General features: G+C 72.8%; 4 protein-coding genes, 1 rRNA gene and 1 pseudogene. 1 reads left to right on the top strand and 5 read right to left on the bottom strand.

Annotation, left to right across the window (positions count from 1 at the left end):
- Window positions 1–68: 68 nt before the first annotated feature.
- A 5S ribosomal RNA gene (gene rrf / locus AOK11_RS37945) occupies window positions 69–185 on the top strand.
- A 95-nt stretch (window positions 186–280) separates the two neighbouring features.
- Here rrf and AOK11_RS37940 read toward each other — a convergent pair.
- The 5 genes and pseudogenes from AOK11_RS37940 to AOK11_RS37920 all read right to left on the bottom strand — a co-directional run.
- Window positions 281–1,591, bottom strand: coding sequence for a DUF58 domain-containing protein (locus AOK11_RS37940; protein WP_055598156.1), 1,311 nt, complete (start codon window positions 1,589–1,591; stop codon window positions 281–283).
- Complete coding sequence (locus AOK11_RS37935; RefSeq protein WP_107098784.1) at window positions 1,591–2,580, bottom strand: AAA family ATPase; 990 nt, start codon at window positions 2,578–2,580, stop codon at window positions 1,591–1,593. The genes AOK11_RS37940 and AOK11_RS37935 overlap by 1 nt, the downstream gene beginning before the upstream one ends.
- A complete protein-coding gene (locus AOK11_RS37930; protein ID WP_055598154.1) occupies window positions 2,580–3,776 on the bottom strand; it encodes a DUF4350 domain-containing protein in 1,197 nt (398 codons plus the stop codon). Before AOK11_RS37930 ends, AOK11_RS37935 begins: the two co-directional genes overlap by 1 nt.
- Window positions 3,773–4,555 (bottom strand): DUF4129 domain-containing protein, encoded by a 783-nt coding sequence (locus AOK11_RS37925; RefSeq protein WP_079035334.1) that lies wholly within the window; start codon window positions 4,553–4,555, stop codon window positions 3,773–3,775. Before AOK11_RS37925 ends, AOK11_RS37930 begins: the two co-directional genes overlap by 4 nt.
- A gap of 4 nt (window positions 4,556–4,559) precedes the next feature.
- Window positions 4,560–5,699: pseudogene (locus tag AOK11_RS37920) on the bottom strand (hypothetical protein); the annotation flags it as partial.
- Window positions 5,700–5,742 lie beyond the last annotated feature (43 nt).

Below are 5,742 nucleotides of genomic sequence, written 5' to 3'. Positions count from 1 at the left end.
GAAACCACGAACGACCCCACGCCCATCTTTGTGGGTGGTGTGTGGTGCGGTTGTCTGTTTCATAGTGTTTCGGTGGTCATAGCGTAGGGGAAACGCCCGGTTACATTCCGAACCCGGAAGCTAAGCCTTATTGCGCCGATGGTACTGCAGGGGGGACCCTGTGGGAGAGTAGGACGCCGCCGAACAATTCTTGAAGGGAAAGCCCCGTGCCATTCGGCACGGGGCTTTCTGCGTTCATGGGGCCTTGGGCCCCTTTCCTTTTTCTTTCTGTTCTTCTCTCTCAGAGGCGTCCGGCTGCCTTCAAGGCGAGGTAGGCGTCTGCCAGGGCCGGTGCCAGGTTGTCCGGGGTCGCTTCGACGACCGTGACGCCATGGCGGCGGAGTTGTTCCGCGGTGCGGTCGCGTTCGGTCTGGGCCTGGGCTGCTGCCGCTGCCTCGTACACCGCGTCGGCGTTTCCGCGGGCCTTGGACATCTGGGCCAGGTGCGGGTCGGCGACCGAGGCGAGCAGGACCGTGTGGCGCTGGGTGAGCTGGGCCAGCACGGGAAGCAGGCCCTCCTCGATGGGGGCCGCGTCGAGCGTCGTGAACAGGACGATCAGGGAGCGGCGAGGGGCTGTGCGCAAGGCCATGGACGTGAGGCTTCGGGCGTCGGTCTCGACGAGCTCCGGTTCGAGGGTGGCCATGGCGTTGACCAGGGAAGGGAGGACGTCCCCTGCCGAGCGGCCCTGTACGAGGGCGCGAAGGCGGCGGTCGTGGGCGAGGAGGTCGACGCGGTCGCCGGCCCGGGAGGCGAGGGCCGCGAGGAGCAGTGCCGCGTCCATGGAGGCGTCCAGGCGGGGGACGTCGCCGACCCGGCCCGCGGAGGTGCGGCCGGTGTCGAGGACCAGCAGGATGTGCCGGTCGCGCTCGGGGCGCCACGTACGTACCGCCACGGCGGACTGGCGGGCCGTGGCACGCCAGTCGATGGAGCGGGTGTCGTCACCGGGGACGTACGCGCGCAGGCTGTCGAACTCCGTGCCTTCGCCGCGGGTGAGGACGCTGGTGCGGCCGTCCAGTTCGCGCAGGCGGGCCAGCTTGGACGGCAGGTGCTTGCGGCTGGTGAACGGCGGCAGCACACGGACCGTCCAGGGGACCGCGTGGGTGCCCTGGCGGGCGAACAGGCCGAGCGGACCGTAGGACCGGACGGTGACGCGGTCGGCCCGGCGGTCGCCCCGGCGGGTCGGGCGCAGCCGGGTGGTGACGCGTCGGCGCTCCCCCGCGGGGACCGTGAGACGGTGCCGGGAGGCCGCCACCTCGGTGCCCGGCTGCCAACTGCTGGGGGGCCAGGCGTCACGGATACGGGCCCGGAGCGGGCGACGGGACGTATTGGTGACCGTCAGGGTGATGTCGGCGGTGTCGCCCAGTCGTACCGAGGTGTCGCCGGAGCGGATGAGGCCGAGCCGGCGCACGGGGGCGGCCAGGGCGAAGTCGCAGGCACAGGCCACCGCCAGGGGGGCGTTGACGGCGAGGAGGCCCGTCCAGCCAGGTTCCCAGAGGCCGACGGGGAGGGAGCCGAGTGCCGCCAGGAGGGCGGCGCGTCCGGTGAGAGCCATCAGCGGGGGACGGGGACGTGGGTGAGGAGCGCGTTGATGACCGAGTCGGTCGTGACGCCTTCCATCTCGGCCTCCGGCCGGAGCTGTACGCGGTGGCGGAGGGTGGGGAGGGCGAGGGCCTTCACGTCGTCGGGGGTGACGTAGTCGCGTCCCGTCAGCCAGGCCCAGGCGCGGGCGGTGGACAGGAGAGCGGTGGCTCCTCGGGGGGAGACGCCGAGGGAGAGGGACGGTGACTCGCGCGTGGCACGGCAGATGTCGACGACGTAGGCGGTGATCTCGGGGGAGACCGTCGTCTTCGCGACCGCGGCGCGGGCCGTTTCCAGGTCGGCGGCGGTCGCGACGGGGCGTACGCCGGCGGCGCGCAGGTCCTGGGGGTTGAAGCCCTCGGTGTGGCGGGTGAGGACGTCGATCTCGTCCTGCCGGGAGGGCAGCGGGATCGTGAGTTTGAGGAGGAAGCGGTCGAGCTGGGCTTCGGGGAGGGGGTAGGTGCCCTCGTACTCCACGGGGTTCTGGGTGGCGGCGACCAGGAAGGGGTCGGGGAGAGGGCGAGGGGTGCCGTCGACGGTGACCTGGCGCTCCTCCATGGCCTCCAGAAGGGACGCCTGGGTCTTCGGGGGCGTGCGGTTGATCTCGTCCGCGAGGAGGAGGTTGGTGAAGACCGGGCCGGGCTGGAAGGAGAACTCGGAGCTGCGGGCGTCGTAGACCAGGGAGCCGGTGACATCGCTCGGCATCAGGTCGGGGGTGAACTGGACGCGCTTGGTGTCGAGGTCCAGGGCCGCGGCGAGGGTGCGGACGAGCAGGGTCTTGGCGACACCGGGGACGCCTTCGAGGAGGACGTGCCCGCGGCACAGCAGGGCGACGGCGAGGCCGGTGACAGCGGGGTCCTGGCCGACCACGGCTTTGGCGATCTCGGCGCGCAGGGCTTCCAGGGAGGCACGGGCGGCGGCCGGGTCCCCGGTGTGCGCGGCGTTGTCAGTGGTCGGGTCCATCATGGACGGCGTACCTCTCTTTCGAGGGCGTCGAGTCGGTCGGCTAGGGCTGTCAGGGCTGCGTCGTCGCCGGGTGGCGGGCCGAACAGGAGACCGTGCAGGGACTGCCCGTCGTCGTGGAGCTGGGTGGACAGGGCGGGAAGCAGGGTCTCGGGCGTGTGTGCCTGGGACACGGGGACGCCCACGAGGGGGGCGAGGCGCGTGCGGGTGGTGGAGCGGAGAGCGGCGGCCGCGCGGTCGCGGGCGTTCGCCTTGCGGTAGAGGCGGGAGCGGCCTTCGACGGTTTCGGAGGCGCGGATCGCGACGGGGAGCCTTTCGGGCACGAGCGGGCCGAGTCGGCGTGCCCGCCACAGGGCGGCCAGGGCCGCCGCGACGAAGAGCTGCGCGGTGCCCCAGACCCAGCCGGAGGGGATCAGGTCGAAGAAGCCGCGTTCGCCCTCTTCGGAGGCGGCGGAGGCATCGGCGAGGGAGGGGAGGTACCAGACCAGATGAGGGTGGGAACCGAGGAGCTGGAGGGCGAGCGAGGCATTGCCGTGCTCGTCGAGGCGGTCGTTGAGGAGGATGTCGGGGGCGCCGAGGAGGACCGTGTCGCCGGCCCCGGAGGCCGCCGGGACGCGCACGAGGGTGGCCAGGCGCTCGCTGGGGTAGCACTTGTCGGCGTCGAGATGGGTGGTGGTGTAGCGGATGCCGCCCGTGTCGGCGGAGCCCGCGCTGCGGGCGGCGGGCAGGGTGCAGACCGGGTCGAGGGTGGAGCCGAAGCTGGTGGCCGGATCGGCGACGACGCCCGGGGCGAGCCGGTCGACGGACGCGCTGCCGGAGGAGACCAGGACGGTGCGGCCGCCGGAGTCGGCGAAGGCGGAGTGCAGCCGCGACTGCTGGCGGTGCGTCAGGAGGTCGGGGACGGCGACCAGGAGGGTCGTGTCGGGTTTCGCGGCGGCCGACGCCTCTTCCAGGGTGGTGACCACGCGCGTGTCCACACCGCGGTCGGCCAGGAGTTCGGCGACCGCGCGGCTGCCGAGGGGGTCGGCGGAGCGCGGGTCGAGTTCGCCGTGCCGGGCGCCGGAGCGGACCACGGCGATGACCACGGCCGCCACGACCAGCAGCACGAGCGCGAGGAGGACACCTCGCGTGCGGGTCCACACCTGGCGTGCGGTGGGCGAGGCCGAGGTGGAGGGGAGCGGGACCTCGGTCGTCATCCGGCGGCTCCCTGGCGGGCGTTGTCGTCCGTGGTGCTGTCGCTGTGGTTCCGGCCACCGGCGGAGGTGCTCACGAGCCGGGGTTTGGTCCGTTCCAGGTCGCGGTCGAGTTCGGTGATCTGCCGGTACGACTCTTCCGACGCGGTGCGGCCGCCGTATGTCACGTCGTCGAAGCTCCGGGCCGCGGTGTGCAGCCGGCCGGTGTGGGCGGGCAGGGCGCGGCCAGCCTCCGCGGCGGCCTCGTCGGCGGTGCGGCCGGGGTGGAGGTCGAGCAGAGCGCGTTCCTCCAGAGCGCGGACGACGGCGCGCATGCGTTCCTGGACGGCCTGGTTCCAGTGGCCCTGGACGGCGTGCGCCTCGGCGGCCGCGCGGTGTTCGGCGGCGCTGCGGGGGCGGTCGTCGAACAGGACGGGAGCGGAGGCCGGCCCGCGGCGCGGGGTCCCCAGGCGCCACCACAGGGCCCCCAGGAGCGCGAGCACGGCGACGACGATGACGATCAGTCCGAGCGTACCGCCGGGCGCCGCGGTGGAGGCGGCGTCGAACAGCTTGCCGACCCATTCCCAGAAGGCGTCCAGGGCCCGCTGGAACCAGCTGGGGTCGTTCTCGTGGTACATCTGCTTGGACAGTTCGTGCCGGGCCGCCTCCCGCGCGGGGTCACGCGGGATGGTGACGGGCGGCTCGCCGTCACCGAGCGGCAGAGCCCGGACGGCGCCGCCGGCGGCTTCGGGCAGCGTCCGCGCCGATATGAGCACGGTCAGCACTCCCCCCGCGATGTACACCCTCTCAGCTCCCCGGGACGGTGCCGGGCCCGTAGCCCTGGACACCGGCGGCGCGGCCCAGTTCGAGGTCGAGGGCCTCGCGGCGGATGCGCTGGTCGATGTAGAGGAGCACCGTGACGCCGGCCTGGATCGGGTACGTGATCATGGCTCCGACGACCGCGCCGATACCGGTGATGATGAGGAACGTCCAGCCGATGTCCCCACCGGCGCTGTTGAGGAAACCGGTGATGCCGTCGCCGGTGGAGGCCGCGGCGATGAAGGTGAAGGGGATGACGATGACCGACGCGACGAAGCCCGCGATGATCCCCGCGAGCAGCTGGATGCCGAAGATCCGCCACCAGGAGCCGCGCACCAGCTTCGCGGAACGGCTCATCGCCTTCAGGACGCCCTGCTTCTCCAGCATCAGCGTCGCGGAGGCCAGCGAGTAGCGGACCATCAGCCACAGGGCGACGATGCCGGCGCCGAGGATGCCCAGGACGGTGAGCGCCACCGCGCCCGCACCGCCGACCGTGCGGGCCATGACGATGCCCGGCAGCGCGCCCGCCGCGACGACGGCCACGGTGATGAGGATCAGCAGGAAGATCAGGCCGAACAGCCTCAGGACCTGGGGACGGGCGTCGCGCCAGGCCTCGGCGGCGGTGACCGACGTGCCGAGTACGGCGCGGCTGGTGACGGTGGTGAGCAGGGCGGTGGCGGCGACGGTGCCGATCAGGCCGACGAGGTAGACGACCCCGGTGTTGATCAGGGAGTCGCCCATGGCGGCGGTCAGCTCGTCGAAGGTGGCGCTCTGGTCGCTGAGGGCCGCGGAGTTGGGGCTGTCCAGGAAGAAGCCCTGGAGGAGGACGACGACGATCTCGGTGAGGACGGCGACGGTCAGCGCGATGCCGAGGACCGTGCGCCAGTGGGTGCGCATGGTGGAGACCGCGCCGTCGAGGATCTCGCCCACGCCGAGCGGGCGGAGCGGGATCACACCGGGCTTGGCCGCGGGCGGGGGCCCGCCCCAGCCTCCTCCCCAGGACCCGTACCCGCCGGGCCCGCCGTAGCCGCCGTATCCTCCGGGAGCGCCGTAACCGGGACCGCCGTAGCCGGGTCCGCCGGGCTGGGGCACCCCGCCCCCCTGCGGCCCCGTCTCCGGCTGTCCCGGTTACGGCGCTCCCGGAGGATACGTCGGCTACGGCGGGCCCGGC

Source organism: Streptomyces hirsutus (assembly GCF_001418415.1).
Taxonomy (GTDB): Bacteria; Actinomycetota; Actinomycetes; order Streptomycetales; family Streptomycetaceae; genus Streptomyces; species Streptomyces hirsutus.
Note: the sequence above shows the minus strand (reverse complement) of the source record. Positions and strands in the feature narration are given on the sequence as shown.